This is a genomic window from Micromonospora sp. DT81.3, from assembly GCF_049847225.1.
Classification (GTDB): domain Bacteria; phylum Actinomycetota; class Actinomycetes; order Actinomycetales; family Microbacteriaceae; genus Microbacterium.
In genome coordinates this window covers 668,298-694,142 of record NZ_JBNCNY010000002.1, presented here as the reverse complement: position 1 = coordinate 694,142, position 25,845 = coordinate 668,298, and the positions used below count along the sequence as shown (strand labels likewise).

18 protein-coding genes are annotated in these 25,845 nt (G+C 69.0%); 7 read left to right on the top strand and 11 right to left on the bottom strand.

What is annotated here, in order from left to right; translation table 11 throughout:
* Positions 1-321: 321 nt before the first annotated feature.
* Both ACPW96_RS07420 and ACPW96_RS07415 read left to right on the top strand, forming a co-directional pair.
* Positions 322-2,172 (top strand): ABC transporter ATP-binding protein, encoded by a 1,851-nt coding sequence (locus ACPW96_RS07420; RefSeq protein WP_425882532.1) that lies wholly within the window; start codon positions 322-324, stop codon positions 2,170-2,172.
* A complete protein-coding gene (locus tag ACPW96_RS07415; RefSeq protein WP_425882531.1) occupies positions 2,169-3,983 on the top strand; it encodes an ABC transporter ATP-binding protein in 1,815 nt (604 codons plus the stop codon). Before ACPW96_RS07420 ends, ACPW96_RS07415 begins: the two co-directional genes overlap by 4 nt.
* Before the next feature lie 191 nt (positions 3,984-4,174).
* Here ACPW96_RS07415 and ACPW96_RS07410 read toward each other — a convergent pair whose 3' ends face one another.
* Both ACPW96_RS07410 and ACPW96_RS07405 read right to left on the bottom strand, forming a co-directional pair.
* Entirely contained in the window at positions 4,175-5,011 is an 837-nt protein-coding gene (locus tag ACPW96_RS07410; protein WP_425882530.1) for a DUF559 domain-containing protein, read from the bottom strand.
* A 646-nt stretch (positions 5,012-5,657) separates the two neighbouring features.
* Positions 5,658-6,110 carry a GNAT family N-acetyltransferase gene (locus ACPW96_RS07405; protein ID WP_425816843.1) on the bottom strand — a complete coding sequence of 151 codons (453 nt, stop codon included), beginning with the start codon at positions 6,108-6,110 and terminating at the stop codon, positions 5,658-5,660.
* A 154-nt stretch (positions 6,111-6,264) separates the two neighbouring features.
* On the opposite strand from ACPW96_RS07405, the gene ACPW96_RS07400 reads away from it, so the two are divergent.
* Positions 6,265-8,484, top strand: a complete 2,220-nt coding sequence (locus tag ACPW96_RS07400; RefSeq protein WP_425882529.1) for an NADP-dependent isocitrate dehydrogenase — start codon at positions 6,265-6,267, stop codon at positions 8,482-8,484.
* A 66-nt stretch (positions 8,485-8,550) separates the two neighbouring features.
* Here the strand turns inward: ACPW96_RS07400 and ACPW96_RS07395 are convergent, their stop codons facing one another.
* From ACPW96_RS07395 to ACPW96_RS07370, 6 genes are all read right to left on the bottom strand, one after another.
* The gene (locus tag ACPW96_RS07395; RefSeq protein WP_425882528.1) at positions 8,551-9,471 is read right to left on the bottom strand and encodes a BadF/BadG/BcrA/BcrD ATPase family protein; all 921 of its coding nucleotides are present in this window, start codon (positions 9,469-9,471) and stop codon (positions 8,551-8,553) included.
* On the bottom strand, positions 9,468-10,394 hold the full coding sequence (locus tag ACPW96_RS07390; protein ID WP_425882527.1) for a glycoside hydrolase family 113: 927 nt from the start codon (positions 10,392-10,394) through the stop codon (positions 9,468-9,470). Before ACPW96_RS07390 ends, ACPW96_RS07395 begins: the two co-directional genes overlap by 4 nt.
* Positions 10,395-10,633: 239 nt before the next feature.
* The gene (locus ACPW96_RS07385; RefSeq protein ID WP_425882526.1) at positions 10,634-13,126 is read right to left on the bottom strand and encodes a glycosyl hydrolase 2 galactose-binding domain-containing protein; all 2,493 of its coding nucleotides are present in this window, start codon (positions 13,124-13,126) and stop codon (positions 10,634-10,636) included.
* Entirely contained in the window at positions 13,123-14,031 is a 909-nt protein-coding gene (locus tag ACPW96_RS07380) for a carbohydrate ABC transporter permease (RefSeq protein WP_425882525.1), read from the bottom strand. Before ACPW96_RS07380 ends, ACPW96_RS07385 begins: the two co-directional genes overlap by 4 nt.
* A complete protein-coding gene (locus tag ACPW96_RS07375) occupies positions 14,028-15,029 on the bottom strand; it encodes a carbohydrate ABC transporter permease (protein WP_425882524.1) in 1,002 nt (333 codons plus the stop codon). The genes ACPW96_RS07380 and ACPW96_RS07375 overlap by 4 nt, the downstream gene beginning before the upstream one ends.
* Positions 15,030-15,050: 21 nt before the next feature.
* Entirely contained in the window at positions 15,051-16,370 is a 1,320-nt protein-coding gene (locus tag ACPW96_RS07370) for an ABC transporter substrate-binding protein (RefSeq protein WP_425882523.1), read from the bottom strand.
* Between the two features lie 275 nt (positions 16,371-16,645).
* Here ACPW96_RS07370 and ACPW96_RS07365 point away from each other — a divergent pair, with 275 nt between their 5' ends.
* Positions 16,646-17,668, top strand: a complete 1,023-nt coding sequence (locus tag ACPW96_RS07365; RefSeq protein ID WP_425882522.1) for a LacI family DNA-binding transcriptional regulator — start codon at positions 16,646-16,648, stop codon at positions 17,666-17,668.
* Positions 17,665-19,809 carry an alpha-galactosidase gene (locus tag ACPW96_RS07360; RefSeq protein WP_425882521.1) on the top strand — a complete coding sequence of 715 codons (2,145 nt, stop codon included), beginning with the start codon at positions 17,665-17,667 and terminating at the stop codon, positions 19,807-19,809. Before ACPW96_RS07365 ends, ACPW96_RS07360 begins: the two co-directional genes overlap by 4 nt.
* 30 nt (positions 19,810-19,839) lie before the next feature.
* Here the strand turns inward: ACPW96_RS07360 and ACPW96_RS07355 are convergent, their stop codons facing one another.
* From ACPW96_RS07355 to ACPW96_RS07345, 3 genes are all read right to left on the bottom strand, one after another.
* Positions 19,840-20,847: an acetylxylan esterase gene (locus ACPW96_RS07355; protein WP_425882520.1), complete on the bottom strand. Its 1,008-nt coding sequence runs from the start codon at positions 20,845-20,847 to the stop codon at positions 19,840-19,842.
* A gap of 42 nt (positions 20,848-20,889) precedes the next feature.
* Positions 20,890-22,404 carry a L,D-transpeptidase family protein gene (locus ACPW96_RS07350; RefSeq protein ID WP_425882519.1) on the bottom strand — a complete coding sequence of 505 codons (1,515 nt, stop codon included), beginning with the start codon at positions 22,402-22,404 and terminating at the stop codon, positions 20,890-20,892.
* Positions 22,405-22,506: 102 nt separating this feature from the next.
* Entirely contained in the window at positions 22,507-23,025 is a 519-nt protein-coding gene (locus ACPW96_RS07345; RefSeq protein ID WP_425882518.1) for a hypothetical protein, read from the bottom strand.
* Between the two features lie 187 nt (positions 23,026-23,212).
* Here ACPW96_RS07345 and ACPW96_RS07340 point away from each other — a divergent pair, with 187 nt between their 5' ends.
* Together ACPW96_RS07340 and ACPW96_RS07335 are read left to right on the top strand one after the other, a co-directional pair.
* A complete protein-coding gene (locus ACPW96_RS07340) occupies positions 23,213-24,418 on the top strand; it encodes an ROK family transcriptional regulator (RefSeq protein ID WP_425882517.1) in 1,206 nt (401 codons plus the stop codon).
* Positions 24,419-24,513: 95 nt separating this feature from the next.
* A complete protein-coding gene (locus ACPW96_RS07335; protein ID WP_425882516.1) occupies positions 24,514-25,779 on the top strand; it encodes an extracellular solute-binding protein in 1,266 nt (421 codons plus the stop codon).
* The last annotated feature ends 66 nt before the right edge of the window (positions 25,780-25,845 follow it).

Sequence of the window (25,845 nt, the reverse complement as noted above, 5' to 3'; positions counted from 1 at the left end):
GCTTGCATTCAGCGGCCTCTCAGGAATACGCTGGAGGGCTGTCGCGCCGCCCGGCGCTCCCACCCAGCCCAAGGAGGATGCCATGCACTCGATCGCCGTCGCTCTCACGCCGGTCGCGTTCGTCCTCCGCGGGGCACCCGGGGTCCTCGGCCACCGAGGCTGAGTCGCTCGGCCTGATCGGCTGACGAAGGCGGCATACAGCCGCCGCCCCCTGCGTTCCACCGGAAGACGCACCTCCGGTCGCTGTCGCCTGCGCGCGCCCGCCTCCCTCTTGAAACGTCCCATTCGGCATCCACCACAAGACGTCACCCCACAAGGATCATGACCACCACCGCAGCACCACCTCCATCGTCCGCCCCACCCACGCCCGCCAAGCAGCGGCTGTCGACGGCGCAGGCTCTCGCGCGCCTGCTGCCGTTCATCAAGCCCGTCATGCCGCGTCTCATCATGGGATTCGTCAGCGCGCTCCTCGCCGCACTGGTGGCGCTGCTCATGCCCCTGGTGCTCGGAGCCGTCGTCGCCGGACCGGTCGCGTCCGGTGAGTGGGGCGCCATCGCGTGGGGCGCGGTCGCGATCCTCGCGATCGGCCTCGCAGAGGCGGGCCTCGTCTGGGTGCGTCGCTGGTTCGTCCTGGGCCCCGCCACGAAGGTGGAGTACGACCTGCGCACCCAGTTCTACGCGCGCCTGCAGAACCTGCCGGTCGCCTTCCACGACCGGTGGCAGTCCGGGCAGCTGCTCAGCCGCATGATGCAGGACATCAGCATGATCCGCCGCTGGCTCGCATTCGGCCTCGTGCTCCTGGTCGTCAACCTGATCACGATCGTCGTGGGCACCGTCATCCTGTTCCGCTGGCACTGGCTGCTCGCCGTGATCTTCATCGTCACGGCGGTGCCGCTCTGGGTGCAGGGCTACCTGTTCGAGAAGCGGTATGGGGCGCTCACCCGGCAGAGCCAGGATCAGGCAGGCGACCTCGCGACGGCCGTGGAGGAGAGCGTGCACGGCATCCGAGTGCTGAAGGCCTTCGGACGCGGCAAGCACGCGCTGCGCAACTTCGCGCGCCGCGCCGAGCACCTGCGCGAGACCGAGCTCGACAAGGCGCGCGCGATCGGCGTGGTCTGGTTCTGGCTCGTGCTGATGCCGGACGTCGCCTTCGCGCTGTGCCTCGCATCGGGCATCTGGCTGATCTCGGTCGGCACCATCACGGTCCCCGAGCTCTTCGCGTTCTTCGCGATGGCGACGGTGCTGCGCTGGCCGATCGAGTCGATCGGATTCCTGTTCTCGTTCCTGCTCGACGCGCGAACGGCCACCGACCGCATCTTCGAGGTGTTCGACGAGACGAACACCATCACGGACCCCGAGAACCCCCGCACGATCGCCCATGCCCGCGGCGAGCTCGTGTTCGAGGACGTGCACTTCCGGTACCAGGACGCCGGACCCAGCGAACGTGATCTGCTCGACGGCATCGATCTGGTGGTGCGACCGGGCGAGACGATGGCGCTGGTCGGTCTCACTGGTTGCGGGAAGACCACGCTGACGACCCTGCCCACGCGGCTGTACGACGTGACGGGCGGCCGGGTGCTGCTCGATGGTGTGGACGTGCGGGACCTGAAGCTCTCCGAGCTCCGCCGGCACATCGCGATGGCGTTCGAGGATGCGACGCTCTTCTCCTCGACCGTGCGACAGAACGTGCTGCTCGGACGCGCGGATCTCGACATCCGCAGCCCGGAGGCCGAGCTCGTGCTGCGCGAGGCGCTGGACATCGCGCAGGCGGGCTTCGTCGACGATCTGCCGGATGGCGCCGAGACGATGATCGGCGAGGAGGGCATGAGCCTCTCCGGTGGTCAGCGTCAGCGTCTCGCGCTCGCGCGGGCCGTGGCGGCGAAGCCGTCGGTGCTCGTTCTGGATGACCCTCTGTCGGCCCTGGATGTCGACACGGAGGCCCTCGTCGAGGAGGCGCTGCGCCGCATCCTGGCCGACACGACCGCGCTGGTCGTCGCGCACCGCCCCTCGACGGTGGCTCTCGCCGACCGCGTCGCCCTGATGGAGGACGGCCGCATCACCGCGGTCGGAACCCACTCCGAGCTGCTCCGCAGCAGCGACCACTACCGACACGTGATCTCGAGCCTCGAGGTCGAGGATGCCCGCATGCGGGACAGGGAGGTGAACCTGTGAGCGCCACAGTCACCGGTACCGGCGGCGAAGACCGCTCGGACTACACGCGCGATGAGAGCAGGTCCATCCGCGCCAGATCGCTGCGGCTGCTCGGCACGCTCGTGCACCCCCTGCGCTGGCAGGTGGTGCTCGCGGCGGTCGTGCTCGTGGTCTCGACGGCCCTCCGGGTCGCCGGCCCCGCCCTGATCGCCTACGGCATCGACCAGGCGCTGCCTGCCGTGCTCGATGAGAACGACTGGATGCCGACGATCCTCGTCGTCGTGGTTTACCTGGTCGCCGCTATCGGCGGCGCCGTCCTCATCGGCTGGTACGTCGTCGTGGCGGCGCGTCTCACCCAGGCCGTCATGATCGACCTGCGCAAGCGGATCTTCCTGCACACGCAGAGGCTCAGCCTCGAGTTCCACGAGTCGTACACGTCGGGCCGCATCATCTCGCGCCAGACGAGCGACCTCGACTCGATCCGCGAGCTGCTCGACGGCGGGCTCAACGAACTGGTGTCGGGTGTGCTCTACGGCACGTTCACGCTCATCGCGCTGATGCTGCTGGACTGGCAGTCCGGCGTCATCCTCGCCGTCGCGGGTCTCCCGCTCTATCTGCTGATGCGCTGGTTCTACACCCGCTCTCAGGTCGTGTACCGCGAGTCGCGCGTGATCAGCGCGAAGGTGATCGTGCAGTTCGTCGAGACGATGACCGGCATCCGCGCCGTGAAGGCGTTCCGCAAGGAACCCCGCAACGACGAGGAGTTCGGTCGCGTGGCCGGCGACTACCGCGACGTCAACATGCGCTCGATCAAGCTCTACGGAACGTTCGAGCCGGGCCTGATGGCGGTGTCGGCGCTGTCGCTGGCCGCGGTGGTGCTGTGGGGCGGCATCCGCGTGTCGACGGGTGCGATCGAGGTCGGCATCCTGCTCGCCGCCGTGCTGTACGTGCGCAACTTCTTCTCGCCGCTGCAGGAGGTGGCGTTCTTCTTGAACTCCTACCAGTCCGCGACGGCGGCGCTGGAGAAGGTGTCCGGCGTGCTCGAGGAGCAGCCGACCGTGCCCGATCCGACCGAACCCGTGGACCTCTGGGAGGCCAGGGGCGCCGTGCGGTTCGAGGACGTGACGTTCGGCTACGGGCGGAACCGCGTCGTGCTGCCGGACTTCTCGCTCGACATCCCCGCCGGGCAGACCGTGGCGCTCGTGGGAACGACGGGGGCGGGCAAGTCGACGCTGGCCAAGCTCATCTCGCGGTTCTACGACCCGACCCGCGGTCGGGTCACCCTGGACGGCATCGATCTGCGGCAGCTGCACCCGAAGGACCTGCGCAGGGCGATCGTCATGGTCACCCAGGAGGCCTACCTGTTCAGCGGCACGGTGGCCGACAACATCGCGCTCGGAAAGCCCGACGCGTCGATGGACGAGATCCGCGCCGCCGCCCGCGCGGTCGGGGCCGACGGGTTCATCGAGGCGCTGCCGGATGGCTACGGCACCGACGTCAACAAGCGAGGCGGTCGAGTCTCGGCGGGTCAGCGTCAGCTGATCTCGTTCGCGCGCGCCTTCCTCGCCGACCCCGCGGTGCTGATCCTCGACGAGGCGACGGCGTCGCTCGACATCCCGTCGGAGCGTCTCATCCAGGACGCCCTGCAGACGCTGCTGGCCGACCGCACGGCGATCATCATCGCGCACCGGCTCTCGACGGTCTCGATCGCGGACCGCGTGCTCGTGATGGAGCACGGCCGCATCATCGAGGACGACCGCCCGGAGGAGCTGATCGGCGGCTCGGGCAAGTTCGCGCAGCTCCACGCCGCGTGGCGGGAGTCGCTGGTCTAGCCGGCGGGTTCCCGTGCACGAACTTCGGAGAATGTCGCTGAGCTCGGACGATCAGTCCCTGACGGTCCGCGGTCCGCGACATCCTCCGAAGTTCATGCGGCGGCTGAGGCACCGCTCAGAGGCTGCGGCCTCATCCGCGGCCGCGGGGCCGATGCCACGGTGACGAACAGCCTTGCGAGTGTGCCGCGCCGCTAGGCGGCGTGGTGCGCGCCGGCGGCCAGTGCGCGTGCGAGGGTGCGTTCGACGTCCCGCCCGTCATCCACCACCTGGGCGTAGCTGAAGCGCAATACGACGTAGCCGCGAAGCATCAGTTCGGCGTCATGCTCCAGATCGCGCCGCCGGTCGGCGGGCTTGGAGTGATATTCGAACCCATCGACCTGCACGACGAGCCGATCTCCGATCAGAACATCCACAGGGCGCCCCGCCAGAACCACCTGCTGCCGCATGCGCAGCCCCCATCGGCTGAGACGGGTCACGAAGATCGTCTCCAAGCCGGAATCGGACAGTCCGGTCACCGATAGAGCGCACTCGCGTGCGGCGACCGTGGTCCACTGGATGCGCCGCAATGCGTCCGGCGAGAGCCCTTCCTTCCGGCTCGCGGATTCCCACAGGACCCTCGCGCTTTCCCGCGGCAGGCACCCGGCGATGTGGGCGAGCACATCCTCGATCGATGCGCACAAGGAAGTCCGCGACGCCGGTGCCAGCGGGACGCTCCAATGCACCACAGCCGACGTAGGTGGTGACGCCGCGTGGGGATGACGATGCACGTGGATGCCGGGGTCCACGCCCTCCGGCATCCACCAGCCGCGCCGCGACGCCACGGACACACAGGACAGCCGCCCGCCCGCGTCGGCTGCGGCTACGTGGTCGTCGCCTGCGCCGGCGGTCGCGAACCACGACCGCCGGATCAGTCGTGCGTCTCCGTCGTGCACCGCCGCGCGCATTGCGCGTGGGGTGAACCCCGCATCGCGGAGGTCGTGCCGATGGACGATCCCGCCCCGGGCGGCGATGAAGGCGAGGACAGACATCCTTCGATCGTGCCCGCCGCTGTCCAGGTCCTGTCGAACGCACGCAGAAACGGGGGAAACCCACCTGCACGCCGTGGCTGTGCAGGAGCGGCCGAGACGTCATCCGAGGCACCAACTTCGGAGAGGTCGCCGCGCCTCGGCCTTTCGCGCGGAGATCGTCCGAGATCCGTGACATCCCCCGAACCTCGTGCGCCACGCTCATCGACTCATGCGCTCGCGGACGCCCAGGCAGCACGCGCGCCAGCGGTATCGATACCCCCAGGGGCATGAGCACGCGCCAGCGGCGTCAGCACGCGCCGGGGCACTCAACGGCCGGCGGCAGCACACGCACCGGCGCCATCAGCACCCGTCTGCGGCATTGACACGCGCCGGCGGCATCAACTTCGGAGAGGATGCCTCGCCTCGGCCTTTCCGGCGGAAATCGTCCGAGATCCGTGACATCTTCCGAAGATCGTTCACCCCGAGGCATCGTCGCCGAGAGCCAGGCGAAGGGCTCGGCGGGCCGCCGGGGGGCGGAGAGAGGGCGGCGGGGTCTCGATGGGGGAGGGGAGTTCGGGGCCCCGCCGCCGGCCTGGAGAAGACTAACCGGACGCACATCCTTATTCAAGGCGAAGTACGTACGTTCGATCTTACAGCCGGAGATCGCTTACAGCCGGAGTTCGGCGATGACCTCTCCGTACTCGGTCTCGCCGACAGGGACGAAGCCCATGCGGAGGAAGAAGGCCTCCGGACCTTCGGCCCCGGCCTCGTAGATGACGTTGACGTGGTCGAAGCCCAACTCGCGGGCACGCTCGAGCATGCCCTCGACGGCGAAGCGCCCCACGCCGCGACCCTGGTCGTCGGCATCCACGTTGATGCGCCACAGAACGGACTTGAAGTGGTCCTCCGGCGCATCCGGATCGAAGTTCGCGCTGACGAAGCCGACGACCTCATTGCGGTCCAGTACGACCCGCTGCCAGCTCGTCTGCGGGTTCGCGACGGTGGCCGCGACTCCGTATGAAACCGGCGCGAGAAACTGCTCCTGCCCAGGCTTGAGCGAGAGGTTGTTCACCGCCACGATGGTGGCGGCGGAAAGTTCGACCAGTCGAAGCTCAGCCATAGCGAACAGGCTAGCCGGTATCGCCACCGGAGCGTCAAACACGTAATATCGACGACTCGCGGTCCCACGCGGGTGCCCCGCGAATTGTCTTGATGTCAAGATACTTTTCCTCGTGCGATAGTCTGAAAGAACCACCCGAACGGAGACGACACCGGTGACTGATTCGACCATCATCTACACCCACACCGACGAGGCTCCGGCTCTGGCCACCGCGTCGTTCCTGCCGATCGTGCAGGCGATCACCGGCCAGGCGGGTGTGCACATCGAGACGCGCGACATCTCCCTGGGCGGCCGCATCCTGTCGGCGTTTCCGCAGAAGCTGACGCCGGAGCAGCAGGTCGGCGACGCGCTGGCCGAGCTCGGAGGGCTCGCGACGCTGCCCGAGGCGAACATCATCAAGCTGCCGAACATCTCCGCGTCCATCCCCCAGCTCAAGGGCGCCATCGCCGAGCTGCAGGCGGCCGGCTACGACATCCCCGACTATCCGGATGAGGCCGAGTCGCTCGAGGACAAGGACATCCGCGCGCGGTACGACCGCATCAAGGGCTCCGCGGTCAATCCGGTGCTGCGCGAGGGCAACAGCGACCGCCGCGCCCCGCTGTCGGTCAAGAACTACGCCCGCAAGCACCCGCACCGCAACAAGCCGTTCGCCGATGGGTCCAAGACCCACGTCGCGACGATGGGTCACGACGACTTCCGCTCCAACGAGAAGACCTTCGTCTCCTCGGGCGACGACGTCCTGACGATTCAGCACGTCTCCGCAGACGGCACCGTCACGCCCCTGAAGACCGGCCTGAAGGTGCTGCCCGGCGAGATCGTCGACGGCACCTTCCTCTCCGCCGCCGCCCTCGACGAGTTCCTGGCCGCGACGCTCCGCCAGGCGGCCGACAGCGACCTGCTCTACTCGGTGCACCTGAAGGCGACGATGATGAAGGTCAGCGACCCGATCATCTTCGGGCACGTCGTCAAGGCGTACTTCGCCGACGTCTTCGAGAACTACGGCGGCAGGATCGCCGAAGCCGGGCTCACCCCCAACGACGGGCTCGGCGCCATCCTGGCCGGTCTGCCATCGGTCGAGGGCGGCGCCGAGATCGCCGACGCCATCACGGCGGACCTCGCTCGCGGTCCCCGCCTGTCGTACACCAACTCCGACAAGGGCCTCACCAACCTCCACGTTCCCTCCGACGTGATCGTGGATGCCTCGATGCCCGCCCTCATCCGCAACGGCGGCAAGCTCTGGGGCGTCGACGGCGGCGAGGATGACACGCTCGCCGTCATCCCGGACTCCTCCTATGCCGGCGTGTTCCAGACGGTCATCGACGACGTGAAGGCCCACGGCCCGCTCGATCCGGCGACCATCGGATCGGTGCCGAACGTCGGTCTGATGGCGCAGGCCGCCGAGGAGTACGGCAGCCACGACAAGACGTTCGAGATCGCGGCTCCCGGCGTCGTGCAGGTGCTCGACGCCTCCGGCGACGTGCTCCTCGAGCACGACGTGCAGTCGGGCGACATCTGGCGCGCCACGCAGACGAAGGACATCGCCATCCGCGACTGGGTGAAGCTCGCGGTCACGCGTGCCCGCGCGAGCGGCGCCCCGGCCGTCTTCTGGCTCGATGAGGATCGGTCGCACGATGCGGCGCTGATCGCGAAGGTGAAGACCTACCTCGCCGAGCACGACACGGAGGGGCTGACGATCGAGATCCTCGCTCCCGCCGCGGCGACCCAGTACTCGCTCGACCGGCTGCGCAAGGGCGAGGACACCATCTCGGTGACCGGCAACGTGCTGCGCGACTACAACACCGACCTCTTCCCGATCCTCGAGGTCGGCACGAGCGCCAAGATGCTCTCCATCGTTCCGCTGCTGTCCGGCGGTGGCCTGTTCGAGACCGGCGCCGGCGGATCGGCTCCCAAGCACGTGCAGCAGCTGGTGGCCGAGAACTACCTGCGCTGGGACTCGCTCGGCGAGTTCTTCGCGCTCGCGGCCTCGCTCGAGCACCTCGCGAACTTCACCGGCAATGTGAAGGCGCAGGTGCTGGCCGACACCCTGGACGCCGCCACCGGCACGTTCCTCGAGAACGACAAGTCCCCCGGGCGTGCCCTCGGAACGATCGACAACCGCGGCAGCCACTTCTACCTCGCCCTGTACTGGACGCAGGAGCTGGCCTCGCAGCAGGCCGACCCGGAGCTCGCGGCAGCGTTTGCCCCGGTCGCCGAGAGTCTCGCGTCCAACGAGGAGGCGATCGTCGGCGAACTGGTCGCGGTGCAGGGCTCGCCGGCCCAGATCGGCGGCTACTACCGCCCCGACGAGCAGCTTGTCGAGGCGGTCATGCGCCCGTCGAAGACCCTGAACGAGATCATCGACAACCTCGGCTGACAACCTCGGCTGTCCGCACACACGACGAGGGCGGATGCCGCGGCATCCGCCCTCGTCGTGTATGCGTCAGCCCTGCGCCACCGACACGCGCGCCAGCAGGGCGTGCGCGGGTGCGAGCGACGGCAGCGCGGCCGTGCCGTCGAGGCCCGTGCCGCGTGGCGACTCGAGGTGCACGCCCGGCACGGACTCGTGCAGCAGTTCGGCGAAGCGGTCGCGGATGATCGTCGACGAGAAGATGCCGCCGATGGCGCACACGGCGCGGTCTCTGTCGCCGGCCTCGGCGGTCCTGGTCAGTGCGGCCGTGGCGGTCGTCGCGAGTTCGCCCGCCGCCCGCCGGCAGATGTCAGCGGCGATCGCATCGGTGGCGGCGAGCTCCGAGACGGGCTGTGCGAAGGAGGCCACGAGACGCACCCGGTCCGCCGCCGCCTGCAGCTCGATGTAGGCGCTCTCGAGGTCGGGCCACCGCTCGCGCACTACGTCGGTGAGGGCCGTCGGCCCACCGCGGCCGTCGTGCGCGCGCATCACCGCGTCGAGCGCCTCGCGCCCGATCCAGTAGCCGCTGCCCGCGTCGCCCATGATGTTCCCCCACCCGTCGACCCTGGCCACGCTGCGCCTTCCGACGCCGAGGGCGACCACTCCCGTGCCCGCGGCGACCACGGCGCCGCTGACATCGCCGAGCGCCCCGAGGAACGAGGTGATGGAGTCGTGCGCGAGCATCGCCTCACGCGCGCCCGTCGAGCGCACCAGGGACAGGAGTTGCCCCGCGTCGCTCTCGCGGTCGGTCAGCCCCGACACACCGGCGGCCACGACATCCGGATGCGCGCCGGTCTGCTCCGCGACCTGCAGCGCCACCGCCGCCAGCTGGGGGAGAAGCGGCTCGTGGGTGCGGATGCCGGGGAAGAGGAGATCGACGTCCGGCTCCGAAGCGCCTCGCACTCTTACCTTCATCCCGGTCTGACCCGCATCGATCGCCAGCACCGCGGTCATCGCAGCGCCTCCTCGCGCCAGGCGGTGTACTGCTCCCGCAGGTACGCGCCGGCAGGCTTGCCGTAGGGACAGTAGTCGTCGTTCGAGGCGGCGTTTTCCTCGGAATAGAGCGTCGCCGGCCAATCCCACAGCATGAGTCCCCCGACCCACGGCCGCGCGCGGCACGCGCCGACCATGGCGCGATAATAACGCAGTTGCTCCTCGCCCGAAGGGATCCCGGGCAGCTCCCAGTCGTTGGGCAGTGCGGGGGAGCCGGTGCGACTGGGGCAGCCGGCCTCCATGAAGAAGAACGGCTTGCCGGATGACTCGACCACCCGCTCGATCCGATCGAGCTGCTCGTCCCACGAGTCGATGGGGTAATAGCCGCTCGAGGAGATCACATCGACCGCGTCCCACCACGTCACGCGGTCTTCCTGGTACTTGTCGCAGTTGTACGTGATCAGTCCCGAATAGACCGTCCGCACCTCGTCGATCAGTCGCCGCCAGTGCGCCTCCTGGCCGTCGGCGCGCACCATCTCGCACCCGACGCAGAGCATCTCGCACCCCTCCGCCTCGGCGAGAGTCGCGGCGTGCACGATGAAGGCCCGATAGGAGTCGAACCAGTCCGACCAGCTCGGCTCACCGGGAACGTCCCAGTCGAAGAAGCCGATGTGCGCGCGCCATGTGCCGTCTCCGCAGTTCACCACCGGCTTGAGCACCACCTTCATCCCCAGACGGTGGGCTCGGCGGATGGCGGACACGATCTCCTGGTCGGTGACCGTCGGCGCGTCCTGGAACGGGATGTCCGTCGAGAACGGGGTCGCCTGCACGGCCGCATAGGCGAGCGCCGTCCACGTGACGGCGTGGTCGGCCATCGCCGACATGGACGCCTCGGCCTCGGCCGTGTCCCACGTTCCCCGCGTGCCGACCCACCCCCACGTCATGCCGCAGACGTGCTCGCCCAGCAGCGCTGGGCGCGCGTCAGCAAGCCGTGGGTTTGGGGCGGAGCCCCATTCGGGGCGCGCGCCAGCAAGCCGGGGGTTTGGGGCGGAGCCCCATTCTGGGCGCGCGCCAGCAAGCCGGGGGTTTGGGGCGGAGCCCCATTCGGGGCGCGCGTCAGCAAGCCGGGGGTTTGGGGCGGAGCCCCATTCGGGGCGCGTCGTTCCCCGCGGCACCGCGCCAGTCATGGGGCGACCAGCTGGTTGGCGCTGCGCAGCACCCGGGCCTGGGTCAGGGCATCGACATCGAGCGCACCCGCGTGCCGCACGACGAGAGTGGCGGTCTCGCCGGGCAGCAGAGTGACGAGGGCGTCGTCGGCCACGGCATCCGGATCGATCTTGTCGACCAGCAGCGCGATCTCGCGCACCAGGTTCGCGGCGGTGATCTCCACCTCGGTGCCGCCGGAGGTCGGCGTCGCCACCACCCGCAGCTGCGGTGCCTCGAGCGCCGAGTCGCGCGGTTCGGCGAAGAACCAGAGTCCGCGGACGCCATCGAGTTCGGCGACGAGCAGCTCTTCCGCCGGAGCGTCGGGGAGGGCGACATCCGGGTCGATCTCCACCGTGGCCGTGCCGCGCGCCGGTACGTCCACCGGGGCGGAGAACTCGGCCACGACCGCGCCGTCGAAGCGGTGGCGGCGCAGGGTGACGCGTCCGCTCCATGGTTCGGCGGTGTCGTTGCCGACGACCGCAGCCAGGGCGTCGCCGCGCGGCTGCACGGTGACGACACGGGGAGCGAACGCCGACTTCAGGGCGTAGAAGAGCGGCTTCGGACGCTCGTCTCCGTCGATCGCGGCCCAGGAGGTGACCGGCCAGCAGTCATTGAGCTGCCACACGATCGCGCCCATGGTGTGCGGAGCCCACGAGCGGAAGTGCTCGAGCGCGGTGCGCACGGCCACGGCCTGGTTGAGCTGCATGGCCCAGTGCCACGTCTCCATGTCTTCGGGCACGCGGTAGTGCGGAACGAGCCCGTTCGTCAGCTTGACGTTGCCCTCGTCGGCCTTCTGGTGCACGATCATGCCGGGCGATTCTGGGGTCAGCGGGTCGTCGCTGATGGCGCGGGTGAGCGTGGTCCAGGTCGGCGGTCCCTGCCAGCCGAACTCCGCGACGAACCGGGGAGTGTGCTCGCGATAGGTCGGCCAGTCGCGACGGTTCCACTGCTCCCACAGGTGCATCGAGCCGTGCGACTCGTCATTCGGATGCCGCTCGGACGCGCCTCCCGTACCGCCCGGACTGAACGGACTGCCGGGCGCGTAGGGCACGTGCGGCGCCAGCTCGTCGATGAGCCGCGGGAACAGCTCGTAGTAGTAGTACGCGCCCCAGGTCTTGCCGTCGAGCCGCAGCTTCCAGCCCCAGTCCTCGTAGCCCCACAGGTTCTCGTTGTTGCCCGTGAGCAGCACCAGCGAGGGGTGGTCCGCGAGGCGCACGATGTTGTCGCGGGCCTCCGCTTCGACCTCGGAGCGCAGCGGCTCCTCCTCGGCATACGCGGCGCAGGCGAAGAGGAAGTCCTGCCAGGCGAGCAGGCCCAGTTCGTCGCAGAGCTCGTAGAAGTCGTCGCTCTCGTAGATGCCGCCGCCCCATACCCGGATGAGGTTCAGGTTCGCATCCAGGGCCTGGCGCAGGCGCCGCTCGCAGCGGTCGCGGTCCACCCGCACCACAAGCGCATCGTCGGGGATCCAGTTCGCGCCCTTCACGAAGACCGGCTGGTCGTTCACGACGAGTGTGAACGGCGTGCCCGCGTCATCCGGGGTCGTGTCCCACCGCACCGAGCGGAAGCCCACGCGGCGCGTGCGCGCATCGAACTCCCCGGCGTCCGACCGCAGAGAGATGGCGACGTCGTACAGCGGCTGGTCGCCGTAGCCGACGGGCCACCAGAGCTCGGCATCCGGCACGGCGAGCCGAAGGGTCGTGTGCGTGGCGTCGCCCGGAACGGATGCCGCGGCATCCAGCCCGGCGACGCTGAAGACAACGTCGACGTCCGCAGCGCCGACCGCGCGCTCCAGCACGATGTCGACCTCGAGCCGGGGCCCGCCTTCGTCGACGAGCGGGCGTACCCGAGCCTCCGCGAGGCGAGCCGTCGACCAGGACTCGAGGCGCACCGGGCGCCAGATGCCGCTCGTGTAGGTCGCGATGCCCCAGTCCCAGCCGAAGCTGCAGGCCGACTTGCGGATGGCGTCGTAGGGGAGCGGGTAGGGGCGCTGGCGTGCCCCCAGTGCCACGCTCTGCGCGTTCGCGTACTTGACGGGCGACGCGAACGCGACGACGAGCTCGTTCCGGCCCTCCACGAGGTGCGGCCGCACGTCGAAGCGGTAGCTGCGGTGCTGGTTGGCCGTCTCGCCGATCACCGTACCGTTCAGGATGATGCGGGCGACCGTGTCGAGCCCGTCGAAGACCAGGTCGTGGCGGTCGCTGCCGTCGTCGGCCCACTCGAAGCTCGTGCGATACGTCCAATCGACCAGCCCGATCCAGGCGAGCGCCGACTCGTTGTCGTCGAGGTACGGATCCGGGATCAGCCCCTCGGCGAGCAGGTCGGTGTGGATGCTCCCGGGTACCGACGCCGGCACCGACGCGGCGGCTATCGGTGCCGGCGCGGGCCCTGCCGCAGCCGTGACCTGCCACCCGGAGTGGAGTTCGCGGCGCGTGAGCGCGGTCTGAGCGATGGTGGACGTGCGGTCGGTCACTTGACGGCTCCTGAGGTGAGGCCCTTGTAGATCCACTTCTGCAGCAGCAGGAAGATCACGATCGTGGGGATGATGACGACGATGGTGCCCGCGGCGATGACTTCCCACTGCGCTCCGAACGGGCCCTTGAACCGGAACAGCGACGTCGAGATCAGCCCCTCGGACGGCAGGTAGAGGAAGGGCGTGTAGAACTCGTTGTACACCGCGATGCCCTTGATGATCACGACGGTCGCGATAGCCGGCTTCAGCAGCGGCAGGATGATACGCCAGTAGATGGTCCAGCGGTTGGCGCCGTCGATCATCGCCGCCTCATCGAGTGACACCGGAATCGACTGCATGAACTGGATGAAGAGGTAGATGGCGATGATGTCGGTGCCCATGAACAGCAGGATGAGCGCGGCCTTCGTGTCGTAGAGTCCGAGCCCGTTGATGAGCTGGAACGTCGCGACCTGGCTCGTCACGCCGGGGATCAGCGTGGCGATCAGGAACAGTCCGAAGACGAGCTTCTTGCCGCGGAACGCGAACCGGTCGAGGGCATAGGCGGCCATCGTGCCGAGGAAGATCGTGCCGACGATCGAGACGGTCAGCACGATCGCAGTGTTCACGAACCCCTCGAGCATCTTGCCGCTGGTGAACGCTGTGACGAAGTTGTCGAAGTTGAACCAGTTGCCCGGCGCCTCGAACGGTCCCGTCTGGGCGTACTCCTGTGAGGTCTTCAGGCTGGCGATCAACACGACGGAAAGCGGAAGGAGCGTGAAGATCGCGCCGATGACCAGGCTGACGTACTTCGCGGTGGTCGCGCTCATCCCGCGGAAGTGCTCGAGAGGGCTTCGGCCCCGGTAGGTGCGGGGGGCGCTCGTCGAGGGGACGGCCGAGATGGCGACCGCGGTGTCGGAGGTGGTCATGTCAGGTCCACTTTCTCGTCGGGGAAGACCTTTCGCTGGATCCAGGTGACGACCAGCACGATCGCCAGCAGCACGACGGCCATGGCGGACGCGAGCCCCACCTGCCGGAAGCTGAAGGCTGTCTGCAGGGTCTGGATGACGAAGGTGGCCGAGCCGTTGGCCCCACCGGTCATGATGAACGGGATCTCGAAGACGCTGAGGCTCCCGGCGATCGCCAGGATGAACGAGAGTCCGATGATGCGGCGGATGCCGGGGAAGATGAGGGCCCAGAACTGCTGCCACTTCGAAGCCCCATCGAGCTCCGCGGCCTCGTACAGCTCGTGGGGAATCGACTGGATCGCACCGAGGAACAGCACGAAGTTGAGGCCGGTGTAACGCCACACCGACGTGCCCGCGAGCGACCAGTTCACGACGTTCGGGTCACCGAGCCACTGCTGCTGGAACTCCGAGAGGCCCAGGAACGAGAGCACGCTGTCGAGCGTGCCGCCCGGCTGGAAGAGGTAGAGGAACACGAACCCGATCGCGACGCCGTTGATCAGGTACGGGAAGAACAGAATGCCGCGGAAGAAGCTCGAGAACCGCGTGTTGAAGCTCAGCAGCGTGGCGAAATAAAGGGCGATCGCCATCTGCACGAAGGACGCCACGAAGTAGTACAGGCTGACGCCGAAGACGCTGAAGATGCGCGGGTTCGTGAAGACCTCGACGTAGTTGTCGAGTCCGACGAAGTTCTTGGTGAGGTCGATGCCGTCCCAGTCCGTGACGCTGTACCAGAGCATGTTGAGGGCGGGCCAGTAGGTGAACAGGAGCAGCAGCCCGACCGCGCCGCCGACGAACAGCCACGGGGTCAGGTGCTGAACGAAAGACTTCCTCCCCGACGAGCCTCGGGACCAGCCCCCGTCGGCCCCGCGGCGCGCGCCGCGGAACCGACGGGAGCGGACGGGTGCCGAGAGGACGGCAGGGCCACCCGCTACAGCGGAGCCCGGTGATGCGATGGCCATGATGCCTCTGTCCTCGGCGAGTCAGCCGGCCAGCGACTCGGCGGACGCGGCCCACCGCTCGTTGAGCTCGGCGAAGTAGCTGTCCTTGTCGCCGTCGGCGGCGCCGCGGGCGATGTCGACGAGCTTCTGCCGGTACAGGGGGCCGTACAGGTCGATCTGCGAGTCGTCGGCTATCTCGTTGATGAGGCCCTCCTTGCCTTCCGGCGCGGGGTTGATCTCCATCAGCTCGACACCGGCGTCGGCGAAGCCCTGCAGGTTCTCGGGCAGGTCCTTCGCGATGACGGGCGAGATCATGCCCTGCGCCTCGGTGTAGCCCGAGTCCTCCACCACCCACTGGATCCACGCCCACGCCGCGGCCTTCGCTTTGGAGTGCTTGCTGACCGCGAGGTTGTAGTCGCCGCCGATCACGGCGTACTGCGTGCCGTCGACATTCGCAGGGAAGGCCATGAAGCCGATGTCATCGGCCGACGCGCCGTTGTCCTCCGCGGCGGCCTGCATCTGCGAGATGGCCCACGAACCCAGGGTCATCGCCGCGATCTTGCCGGTGCCGAGGTCGACCTTGGACTGCTCCCAGTTGGTGGTGAGCGGGTCCTCCTCGGTGAGCCCCGCCGCAACGGACTCGTAGAGCAGCGAGTCGATCGCATAGACGTCATTGCCCTCGGTCCACGGGGCGGTGTCCTCGGCCATCGTGACCGGCGCGTCGGGGTCGTTCGTGATGGCGCCGAGGTTGCCGAAGCTCTGGGTGAGCGGCCAGCCGTCCTTGTAGTTCGTGTAGAGCGGGATGGCGTCGGTGTTGTCCTTGATCAGCTGCAGGGCATCGAGCCACTCGGCCTCGGTCGTCGGAACGTCGGTCACGCCGGCCTCCTCGAAGATGCGCTTGTTGTAGACCACGCCGTTGGAGTTCCCGCCGAAGGCGATCCCGTACTGGGTGTCGTCGAAGCTCGCAGCCGGAAGGAAGCGATAGGTGTCCTCGAAGTCCGCCGTGTCGCCCAGGGGCTCGAGGAACTGCTCGTACTGGGCCGGCTGGATCGCGGAGATGCCGATGACGTCGCCGTAGTTCGTCGTGCTCATGCGCGTCTGCATCTCGCCGGCATAGTCGGTGATGCCCTCGAACGTGACGTTCACACCCGGATACTCCTCGTTGAACGCCGCCGCATACTTGTCAAACGTCCCGTCCTCGACGAGGTCCGTGCGCCAGGTGACGACCTTGATGTCGCCCGCCACGTCGCCGTCGATCGTGTTATCCGCGTCTCCGCCGCCTGCGCCCCCGCCCGCGCAGCCGGCGAGCGCGAGAGCGCTCACCCCGAGCAGTGCGACGGTGGCTGATGACTTTCTCGCCATGTGTGCTTCTCCTGTCAGGTTCACCCTTGAACACGGGTTGCGGCCGCCGCCGCGTGGTATTGGGGGGAACACTATGGGTGTTCGCGTCGGTCCGCAATCGCAAAATGGCAACGCTGTCTTGCGGTGTCCGATGAAATCAGCGTACGGAGAAAAGCCGCTCGAACAGGGATTTATCTCTCACAAGTCTAGCCACATCACCTGCGCATGTCCTCAAAATGTCCTACGTCGCCATTCGCGCCTCCGGGTGCTAGCCTGATCCAGCAGGAGGGGAGCCGATGACGGTTCAGCAGAGGGCGACGCTCGAAGACGTGGCGAGGCTGGCGGGCGTGAGTTCGAAGACCGTCTCGCGCGTCTTCACCACGCGCGACCTGGTGGCGCCGGAAACCGTCGAGCGGGTGCTGGCCGCGGCCAAGCGGCTGAGGTTCCGGCCGAACACCCTCGCCCGCGGCCTTCGGCGGGGCGGCGGCACCAACACCATCGGCTTCATCATCGGCGAGCTGGGCAACCCGTTCTACTACAAGGTCGCCTCCGGCATCGAGCGCGAGCTGGCGGCCCACGGCTTCTCGCTGGTCGTCGCCACGACGGACGACTCGGCCGAGGGGGAGGAGCGGGTCGCCGACGCCCTGCTGTCCCAGCGCATCGCCGCCCTCCTGCTGATTCCGGTCGCCGAGGACCAGTCCTATCTGGAGGGGGAGCGCCACCTGGGCACGCCCGTCATCGCGATCGACCGCCCGGCCCGCAACCTCGTGGCCGACTCCATCGTCCTCGAGAATCGCCGCGGCACGTTCGAGGCGACGAAGCGGCTGCTGGCCCGCGGGCACCGTCGCATCGGCTACGTCTGCAACCCCGCGTCGGTGTACACCCAGGCCGAGCGCCTTCGCGGGTTCCGCGACGCCATGGCGGCATCCGGCATCCCGGACACCACGCGCTGGGAGCGCCTCATCGACGACCCGTCCGTGCAGCCCGATCAGCTCGTCGGCGACCTGCTCCGCTCAGCCGATCCGCCGACGGCGGTGATCACCGGCAACAACCGCGTCACGGTGGGGGCTCTGCGGGCCCTGCGGGACGCGGCCGACGAGGGGCGCACCGCCCTGATCGGCTTCGACGACTTCGACACCGCCGACGTGATCGGCGTCAGCGTCATCAGCTACGATCCCGTGGACCTCGGCCGCCGGGCGGCCGCCCTGGCGCTCGAGCGGATGGGCGATGCCACCGGCTTCACGCGACAGATCGAACTCCCCACCTGGATCATCGAGCGGGGCACCGGCGAGCGGGAGCCCCGAAAGGAGACGGCATGACACGGCCCTTCGTGCAGCTGCGCGCCCACGGCGTCGGCATCGTGATCGATACACCGGACGGAGGCCTGCCGCGGGTGCTGCACTGGGGGGAAGACCTCGGTGCACTCTCGGACGCCGACCTCGAGGCGCTCGGTCGCGGGGTGAGCCGCCAGACGGCGCCGGGAACCCTGGATGCCGCCTGGCACCTCTCGCTGTCGCCGCAGGAGTCCGACGGGTGGACGGGACGACCGGGCATGCAGCTGCGCCGGGACGGCGTGCTGCATCATCCCAGGTGGGTGGAGTCGGCATCGCAGGCCGAGAACGCCGCCTTCGTCCTGACGGCTCGGGACGAGGCATCCGCTCTGGTACTGGAGATCCGCATCGCGATCGAGGCGGGGGGAGTGGTGTGGACGGATGCCGCGCTGCGGCACGACGGCGGGCCGGGCGCACCCGCGGTCGAGGTGGAGTGGCTGGAGTCGACGCTGCCCGTTCCGTCGACGACATCGAACCTGACCACCTTCGACGGGCGATGGAGCCGCGAGAAGCGTCCGGTGACGATCGGGATGCCGCCGGGTTCGACCGCGCGCCAGACCCGCCGCGGTCGCGGGGGGCACGATCACCCCATGATGTTCATCGCCTCGGAGGGGGAGCCGCGGTGGGGCGACGGCCGCGTCTGGGGCGTGCACCTGGCGTGGTCGTCCGATTCGACCTATCGCATCGATCGGGTGAGCGACGCCGTCACGGTGCTCGGCACCGGCGAACTGCTGCGGCCCGGAGAGCTCGTGCTCGAGCCGGGCGATGAGTATGCCGCGCCTCGTGCCGCCTTCGTGTTCTCCGAAGAGGGCCTCGACGGACTCTCGGGACGCGTGCACCGATGGCTCCGGGCCCGCGACGTTCATCCGAGGACCGCGCGGCCGCTGACGCTCAACACGTGGGAAGCGGTCTACTTCGACCACCGCCCCGCCGAGCTGATCGCGCTGGCCGAGCTCGCCGCTTCGGCGGGCATCGAGCGGTTCGTGCTGGATGACGGATGGTTCCTCGGTCGGCGCGATGACACGACCAGCCTCGGCGACTGGGTCATCGACCGATCGGTCTGGCCCGACGGCCTCGCACCGCTCGCCGAGCGTGTGCACGAATTGGGCATGGAGTTCGGGCTGTGGTTCGAGCCCGAAATGGTCAGCCTCGACTCCGACCTGGCCCGCGCGCATCCGGAGTGGCTGCTGCACAACCGCGCGCACGTCGAGGCGGGGGACCCGGCACTGTCTTGGCGCAGTCAGTACGTGCTCGATCTCGCAGACGCGGGCGCCTACGCCCACGTGCTCGGCCAGATCGACGCTCTCGTCGCCGAGCTCGGCATCGACTTCATCAAGTGGGATCACAACCGCGACCTCGTCGAGAGCGTGCATGACAGGCGTCCGGGGCTGCACGCCCAGATGCTCGCCGTGTACGCGCTCATGGCCGAGCTCAAGTCGCGGCATCGGGGCCTGGAGATCGAGTCGTGCTCCAGCGGCGGCGCCCGCACCGACCTCGGTGTGATGGCGATCTGCGACCGTGTGTGGGCGAGCGACTCGAACGACCCGGTCGAACGGCAGGACATCCAGCGGTGGACGGGCCTGCTGCTGCCCCCGGAGCTCGTCGGCGCCCACGTCGGGCCGACCGAGTCGCACAGCTCCGGCCGCACGACCGATCTGTCGTACCGCATGGCGACGAGCCTGATGGGTTCCGCAGGGTTCGAATGGGACATCTCCGGGTGCGATGATGCGGAACTCGCGACCATCACGTCCTTCGCCGGGCTGTACAAGGAGCTGCGACCGCTCCTGCACTCCGCGAGGGTGGTGCATCCCGACATCCGCGATGCCGCGTGGCGTGTCACCGGCTACGTCGCGGACGACAGCGCGGCCGCCGTGTACATCGTCGCGACCGTCGCCGCGCACGAGGATGCACGGGTCGAACGGCTGCGCCTGGGCGGACTGGATGCCGAGCGCCGCTACCGCGTGCGCGTGCGCCGCGAGATCGGCGAGGCCCGCGGCTCGTGGATCGTGCCGGAGTGGTTCTCGGCCGGCGAGATCACCCTGCCCGGGTCGGCGCTCGCCCGTGTCGGCCTGCAGCTGCCGGCGCTCTGGCCGATGCAGGCGTTCGTGCTGCACGCCACCGCCGTGTAGCTCCGCGCCGACCGCCCGGCGGGCGTGCGGTCAGACGAAGCGGGACAGGAACTCCGCCTGGGCGACCCACTGGTAGGCCGCTCCGCCCTCGTGCTGGTTGTGCGCGTAGACCGAGATCCCGGCCTCCAGGCGTGCGGCGCCGTTCTGGAGCGAGCCACCGTTGTGAAAAGACGCATAGTGGTTGCGCGCGGCGAACACGGTCGACGGTGGGCAGACCTGGTCGAGCAGCGCGGTCGAGAACAGGGCGGGAGCCGTGGCGCGCTTGGCCATGTTGACGCCGTCGAAGTACGAGAGCGTTCGGAACACGCGTTCTTCGGCCCCGCGGTGCACGGAGAGGTAGCGGACGACCTCGCCGTACGGATCGGCGTCGGTCATCCCGACGGCCCGCTCGAAGTGGCAGAGGAACGGCACGTCGGGCATCACGGCGACGAGGCCCTCGGTCAGACCGGCGGCCGCGAGGGCGATGCCCCCGCCCTGGCTTCCGCCGCAGACCGCGACGCGCGCGGCATCCACTCGTTCCATGCCCCGGACGGCATCGATCGCGCGCACCGCGTCGGTGAACACCCGGCGGTAGTAGTAGTCGGCGGGGTCGTCGATGCCGCGGGTCATGAAGCCGGGGCTCGCCGGCCCCGAGCCGTGCGGGTCGGGGGTCGAGCCTCCGCTGCCCCAGCCGGAGCCCTGGCCGCGGGTGTCCATGAAGAAGTACGCATAACCGGATGCGGCCCACCCCAGTCGCTCGTGCGGCAGGCCGCGCCCGCCGCCGTACCCGTTGTACTCGATCACGGCGGGGAGTGGTCCCTCCGCGCCCGAGGGGAGCAGCAGCCATCCGCTGACCGGATCGCCGGCGAAGCCGGGGAACGTGACATCGAACACCTCGACCGCGCGCAGCGGAGTCTGCACCGGTGTCACCGTGACCTGGCCGCCCGCAGCCCGGGCGGACTCCAGTGTGTCGGTCCAGAACGCGTCGAAGTCGTCGGGCTCGAGGACGTCCGGGCGGTAGGTCTCGAGTTCGGGCAGGGTCAGATCGAAACGGGGCACCGATTCACGATATCGGGCGTCGGCGGCACGCGCCCTCCGGACTCAGTCGTGGATCCAGACGTCCGTTCCGTTCGACGACCACTCGTAGACCTGCTGTGCGCGGGGGATCGGCATGCCGACGCACCCGTGGCTCATGCGGTTGCCCCAGTTGGAGTGCCAGTAGACGCCGTGGAACGCCTGGTCACCGTTGAAGTAGGTGATCCACGGCACGTCCTTCGTCTCGTAGTACACCGTGTTTCCGGCGGCGTCCTTCAGGATGTTGCCACGGGCGTCCTTCTCCGGGCCCCGCATGGTCTGGCTGCGCAGGTGCGTGTTGATCGTGTAGCGACCGGTGTACGTAGGCGTCGAGGCTTTGCCGCTGGAGATCGCCCACGAGTCCACGACCGCGCCGTTCTCTTTGAGGTAGAGGCGCTGCTCGCTCAGGTCGACCTCGAGCAGACGCACGACGCTCAGCGTCTTGAACGGCGTCTCGACGACGGGAAGCTGGAACGCGGCATTGCCCTGCGACAGCTGCGCGGCGAACTGATCGGCCAGGCCATCGGTGGTGGGGAGCTCGCGCCCCGCCACTCCGGCCGTCGCCGTCCGCAGCACCGCACCGCCGCTGTTCACGACGGTGGCGGCGTTGACGGGACTGCGGTTCACGGCCGCCGGAAGCCCGGCGATGAAGGGCTGCATCGCGGCGGGGTCGGCCGTGATGACGGGCGCTCCCGCTTCGTCGAGCGTCACCGCCATCCACGAGGCCGTCGTCGCACCGTCAACGGGAACGGTGCGCTCTTCGCCGATGTAGAAACCGGACCCGGCGAGCATGGCGTTGACCTGACCGGCTCCCGCCTCCGCCTCGGGTGTGGTGATCGTGGCCTCGACCGCTTCTGGGGGCACGTCGATGGTGATCGAGCCCTCACCGGCGGCAAGCGCCTCCGAGAGGGCCGCGCCGACCGCATCCACGTCGACGCCCGTGCCCGGCACGGCGGCGACGACGCCATAGGCGCCGGTCGCCGGATCGAACACGACGTTGGCGTCGACGGGATCGACGTAGAGGGCGGGAGCCGCGGATCTCAGCGTGGCCGACGCTTCGTCCGGCTCGAGCACGACGGTGCCGGCGATCGGCCCCGGGTTCCACGCGCCGACCTTCCAGAACGGGTACTCGCCATAGGCCTCGTTCGCGAGGGCCTTGGCGTCGATCACGGCGCCGAGCTCTGCACCCGTGACGGAGACCTCGCCGTCCGGGGTAGTCAGCACGACGGTGGTGGCAGCGAGGGAGGTCTGCACGGCATCGGCCGCCGCACCGGGCGTCATCCCGCCGACCGGCACGCCGGCGATGGTCACGCCCGGGGCGATCAGGATGGTGGACGCGACGCCCAAGCCGAGCACCAGAACCCCCACGGGGATGCCGATCCAGAGCGCCAGGTGCCGCTTCTTCGGCTGCGGCTCGGCCGGGGCCCACTCGAGGGCGGGCTCGCCGGGGTCGTCGAGAACGACGGTGTCGTTCTCCGGCTGGATGCCGTTGCCCGTCTCCTCGCTGTCCGCAGCGTCCGCTTTTGTGGCCAGATCGGTCACGAAATAACCCCCGTATTTGCCTTGCCCCCTCTCTCATAGTAGGGGACGAGTTCACGAGGACGTTGCGGGAGTGTTCCAATCGTGATGCGGGCGGCGCGCCGGCTATTGTACGCAGAGCTCCTGGAACGCGGTGAAGGACTCCTCGAACTCGGTGCTGAGCGTCTCCAGCTCCGCGGCTTTGGTCACGTCGCCGCCCATGACGGCCGCCGTCGCCTCGGCGATCCCGGCGAAGCCCTCCTGCAGGCCCTTCGCGGCGGCGGCAACCTCTTCGTTGTCGATGTCGGAGATCGCCGCGCCGATCGCCTCGGCGGAGGCGTTCATGGCGTCGATGGCTGCCTGCGGGTCGGCGGACGGCTCCACGCCCTCCATCCCGGCCGTGGCGTCGGTGATCGCCTGACCGATGACGGCACACGCGTCCGCGATGCCGGACGAGTCGCCGCCGCCGGTGCTGGAATCGGAGTCGGACTCCGAGCCGCCGGACGCCTCCGGCGCCTGCGAGGCCGAGGCGCTGGGCTCGCTCGAACCGGCGGTCCCTCCACCCGTCGAGGGCGTTGCGGCGCACGACGTGAGGCCGAGAACGGCCACGGCGGCGATGGTCAGAGCGGTGATGCGGCGGTTCATGGCTGCCTCTCGATCGGTTCTTCCATCGTACGGGGGAGGTGCGCGGCCGCGGAGACGCAGGGTCCGCGGCATCCTGTTTCCGCCCGCGGGGGCGCCCCACAATTCGAATGTAACGGTTTTGTAAACAGTCCGAATAAACCCGCCTGCACGCTTGCGCGCCCTTTGTTCGTAAGGTCTACTAACAAACATGACTGCATCGGAAGTGCAGCGCGGCTCTTCCACTGTCGAGTCCGCGCAACCCACGGGAGCCTCGAACGGCCACACGTTCGGGCCCGGCCGCACCCTCCGGTCGCGCGTCAAGGTGCTGCCCGAACACGCCCGCGGGCACAACCGCGCTCTCGTGCTGCAGACGCTCTACCACGACGGGGCGATGAGCCGTGCCGATCTCGCCCGCGAGACCGGCCTCACCCGGGTCACGATCTCCGATCTCGTGGCCGAGCTGATCTCCGACGGCATCGTGATCGAGAAGGGCGTGCGAGAGGCGTCGGGACCCGGCAAGCCGGCGATCCTCGTCGACATGGACCGCGGCGGCCATCACATCATCGGCCTGGACCTATCCGGTCCCGACGCGCTGCTCGGAGCGGTGCTCACCCTCGACGGCGACATCGTGTCGCGTCGCGAGGTGCCCCGGCCGGTGGACCTCGACGGGGATGCCGCGATCGCAGCCGTCCTCGAGCTGGCGCGTGCGCTGGTCTCGGCCACCACGTCGCCCATCCTCGGGGTAGGCGTCGGCACGCCGGGCGTCGTTGCGCCCAATGGCATGGTGCTGCGCGCCCCGAATCTCGGCTGGACCGACGTGCCGCTGGAGCGGCTGCTGCACGACCAGCTGCGCCTGCCCGTGATCGTCGCGAACGACGCGAACGCCGCCGTGCTCGCCGAGTACACGTTCGGCGGCGCACCCGGCGATACGGTGCTGATCAAGGTCGGGCGCGGGGTCGGGTCCGGGGTGCTCTCGAGCGGCCAGCCGATGCTCGGCAGCCACTACGCCGCCGGTGAGATCGGCCACGTCACGGTCGGCACCGACGGCGGGCCCGACTGCGTCTGCGGCAAGGTCGGATGCCTGGAGGCCTGGCTGTCGGTCCCGGCGCTCACTGCGCGGCTCGCCGCCGCTCCCGCCGCCGACGCCGACGGCATCCTGCGAGACGCGGGCGAGCGCCTCGGAATCGCCCTCGCGCCCGTCGTGGGTGTGCTCGACCTGTCGGAGATCGTGCTCTCCGGCCCTCCCGAACTCCTCGACGGACCCCTCGCCACAGCGACCGTCGAGACACTCCGCGCCCGGACGCTCAAGAAGTTCCACGACAGCGTGCGGGTGCGGATGACGGAGCAAGGCCAGGACATCGTCCTGCGCGGCGCGGCCGTCATGGTCCTGTCGGGACAACTCGGGGTGTCATAGGCAACGTCGCACACCCCATTCCCCCTGGAGGGTCGCCCGGCCCTACGGGAAGTACGCGAGTACTTCACCAAGAGAAAACGAAAAAGGAAGACACCATGAACAAGAAGCTCGGAGCCCTCGCCCTTCTGGGCGCATCGGCTGTGGTCCTCGGGGGTTGTGCCGGTGGCACCGGCGGCACTCCCGAAGAAGCGGCGGAGACGGGCGACCTGACGGTCTGGCTCGTCGGCACCGACACGCCGGACACGGCGCGTGACTACCTCAAGGACACGTTCGAGGCCGAGAACGAGGGCTGGACGCTCACGGTCGAGGAGAAGACCTGGGCCGACACGAGCGAGACGTACGTCGCCGCTCTCTCCTCCAGCGACTCGCCGGACGTCGTCGAGGTGGGCAACACCCAGGCTCTCGGTTTCATCGACCAGGGCCTGTTCCTCGACATCAGCGACATCCAAGGCGACCTCGGCGGCGACGACCTGCTTCCGGGTCTCGTGGACGCGGGCACGTACGACGGCTCGTTCTACGCCGCCCCGTACTACGCCGGTGGCCGCATCGTCTTCTACTCGCCGCAGATCGCCACGGGGGAGCTGCCCACGACGCTCGACGAGTACGTGGACAACGGCATCGCCATGACGACCGACACCGTCTCGGGCATCTACGCGCCCGGCAAGGACTGGTACAACGCTCTGGCCTACGTGTGGGCGCACGGTGGAGAGATCGCGGTCCAGGACGGCGACGAGTGGGACGCGCAGTTCTCCAGCGAGGAGAGCCTCGCGGGCCTGACGCAGCTCCAGGAGGTCTACCTCAACGCCACGAACGCGCCGGCGGACGGCGACGAGGCCGACCCGCAGGTGCCCTTCTGCGCCGGCGAGATCGGATACCTCTCCGCTCCCGGCTGGGTGAAGTGGTCGATCCTCGCCCCGGCCGACGACGAGAACCCCGGCTGCCCCGACACCTACGGCGCCGACCTGGCCGCGTTCCCGCTGCCCGGCATGACGGCCGGCGAGACCGCTCCGATCTTCGCGGGCGGATCGAACGTCGCCATCGCGCAGAAGAGCAGCAGCCCCGAGATGGCCCAGGCGGCGCTCGAGATCATGCTCTCCGAGGGCTACCACAAGCTCCTCGCCGAGGGTGGCCTCACGCCCGGACTCATCTCGGCGGCGCAGTACCTGCCCGATGACGCGATCACGCAGGCCCAGGCCACCGCGCTCGCCAACTCGAAGTTCACGCCGATGAGCCCCAACTGGGGCGAGGTCGAGAAGGCCCTGATCATCCCGGACGCGCTTGTCGCCATCGCCCAGGGCGGCGACGTCGAGCAGATCGCGACCGAGCTGGACGACGCCGTCGAAGCGATCCTGAACGACTGACCACCGCACGACCGGGGGTTCCGGCGAGAGCCGGGACCCCCATCCCCCCGATTTCCCCGATCCACC

Bases quoted from the DNA above. Each gene is read 5' to 3' on its own strand.
- ACPW96_RS07420 (WP_425882532.1), top strand. From the start codon at position 322: ATGACCACCACCGCAGCACCACCTCCATCGTCCGCCCCACCCACGCCC.
- ACPW96_RS07405 (WP_425816843.1), bottom strand. From the start codon at position 6,110: ATGGCTGAGCTTCGACTGGTCGAACTTTCCGCCGCCACCATCGTGGCG.
- ACPW96_RS07345 (WP_425882518.1), bottom strand. From the start codon at position 23,025: ATGAACCGCCGCATCACCGCTCTGACCATCGCCGCCGTGGCCGTTCTC.
- ACPW96_RS07340 (WP_425882517.1), top strand. From the start codon at position 23,213: ATGACTGCATCGGAAGTGCAGCGCGGCTCTTCCACTGTCGAGTCCGCG.
- ACPW96_RS07365 (WP_425882522.1), top strand. From the start codon at position 16,646: ATGACGGTTCAGCAGAGGGCGACGCTCGAAGACGTGGCGAGGCTGGCG.
- ACPW96_RS07370 (WP_425882523.1), bottom strand. From the start codon at position 16,370: ATGGCGAGAAAGTCATCAGCCACCGTCGCACTGCTCGGGGTGAGCGCT.
- ACPW96_RS07410 (WP_425882530.1), bottom strand. From the start codon at position 5,011: ATGTCTGTCCTCGCCTTCATCGCCGCCCGGGGCGGGATCGTCCATCGG.
- ACPW96_RS07335 (WP_425882516.1), top strand. From the start codon at position 24,514: ATGAACAAGAAGCTCGGAGCCCTCGCCCTTCTGGGCGCATCGGCTGTG.
- ACPW96_RS07395 (WP_425882528.1), bottom strand. From the start codon at position 9,471: ATGACCGCGGTGCTGGCGATCGATGCGGGTCAGACCGGGATGAAGGTA.
- ACPW96_RS07390 (WP_425882527.1), bottom strand. From the start codon at position 10,394: ATGACGTGGGGGTGGGTCGGCACGCGGGGAACGTGGGACACGGCCGAG.
- ACPW96_RS07380 (WP_425882525.1), bottom strand. From the start codon at position 14,031: ATGACCACCTCCGACACCGCGGTCGCCATCTCGGCCGTCCCCTCGACG.
- ACPW96_RS07360 (WP_425882521.1), top strand. From the start codon at position 17,665: ATGACACGGCCCTTCGTGCAGCTGCGCGCCCACGGCGTCGGCATCGTG.
- ACPW96_RS07375 (WP_425882524.1), bottom strand. From the start codon at position 15,029: ATGGCCATCGCATCACCGGGCTCCGCTGTAGCGGGTGGCCCTGCCGTC.